Origin of the sequence: Bacillus sp. 2B09 (assembly GCF_003946835.1) — a bacterium.
In the GTDB taxonomy this organism is placed as follows: domain Bacteria; phylum Bacillota; class Bacilli; order Bacillales; family Bacillaceae; genus Bacillus; species Bacillus altitudinis.
The window spans coordinates 1-843 of sequence record NZ_RPSG01000022.1 but is presented as its reverse complement, the minus strand read 5'-3'; the positions used below and the strand labels follow the sequence as shown (position 1 = coordinate 843).

At 52.2% G+C, this 843-nt stretch carries 9 tRNA genes; all 9 read left to right on the top strand.

From position 1 onward, the window contains the following. Position 1: 1 nt before the first annotated feature. The 9 genes from EBQ12_RS19225 (at position 2) to EBQ12_RS19185 (ending at position 842) form a co-directional block, all read left to right on the top strand. Positions 2 to 77, top strand: a tRNA-Val gene (locus EBQ12_RS19225). A 33-nt stretch (positions 78 to 110) separates the two neighbouring features. Beyond that, positions 111 to 186, top strand: a tRNA-Thr gene (locus EBQ12_RS19220). Between the two features lie 37 nt (positions 187 to 223). Next, positions 224 to 299: transfer RNA gene (locus EBQ12_RS19215), tRNA-Lys, on the top strand. A gap of 7 nt (positions 300 to 306) precedes the next feature. Further along, positions 307 to 389: transfer RNA gene (locus EBQ12_RS19210), tRNA-Leu, on the top strand. Between the two features lie 30 nt (positions 390 to 419). After that, positions 420 to 491, top strand: a tRNA-Gly gene (locus EBQ12_RS19205). Between the two features lie 12 nt (positions 492 to 503). Continuing rightward, positions 504 to 589 (top strand) — tRNA-Leu (locus EBQ12_RS19200). Between the two features lie 11 nt (positions 590 to 600). After that, a tRNA-Arg gene (locus EBQ12_RS19195) sits at positions 601 to 677 on the top strand. Between the two features lie 7 nt (positions 678 to 684). Then, a tRNA-Pro gene (locus EBQ12_RS19190) sits at positions 685 to 761 on the top strand. A gap of 8 nt (positions 762 to 769) precedes the next feature. Next, a tRNA-Ala gene (locus tag EBQ12_RS19185) sits at positions 770 to 842 on the top strand. Position 843 lies beyond the last annotated feature (1 nt).

Sequence of the window (843 nt, the reverse complement as noted above, 5' to 3'; positions counted from 1 at the left end):
TGGAGGATTAGCTCAGCTGGGAGAGCATCTGCCTTACAAGCAGAGGGTCGGCGGTTCGAGCCCGTCATCCTCCACCATATTTATTCTTACATAATGTTAGGATAGATAAAGCCGGTGTAGCTCAACTGGTAGAGCAACTGACTTGTAATCAGTAGGTTGGGGGTTCAAGTCCTCTTGCCGGCACCACTTTCATATGGTAAGATAGACAAGTCGCTTTAAAAGCGAGCCATTAGCTCAGTTGGTAGAGCATCTGACTTTTAATCAGAGGGTCGAAGGTTCGAGTCCTTCATGGCTCACCATTTTCATGCGGGTGTGGCGGAATTGGCAGACGCGCTAGACTTAGGATCTAGTGTCTTTATGACGTGGGGGTTCAAGTCCCTTCACCCGCATTGCCAAACAACATAAAGAAATCCTGTAATGCGGAAGTAGTTCAGTGGTAGAACACCACCTTGCCAAGGTGGGGGTCGCGGGTTCGAATCCCGTCTTCCGCTTATACCATCCACGCCGGGGTGGTGGAATTGGCAGACACACAGGACTTAAAATCCTGCGGTAGGTGACTACCGTGCCGGTTCAAGTCCGGCCCTCGGCATTATAAAATAAGCGCCCGTAGCTCAATTGGATAGAGCGTTTGACTACGGATCAAAAGGTTAGGGGTTCGACTCCTCTCGGGCGCGCCATTAAGATCGGGAAGTAGCTCAGCTTGGTAGAGCACTTGGTTTGGGACCAAGGGGTCGCAGGTTCGAATCCTGTCTTCCCGACCATCTTTTATGGGGCCTTAGCTCAGCTGGGAGAGCGCCTGCCTTGCACGCAGGAGGTCAGCGGTTCGATCCCGCTAGGCTCCAC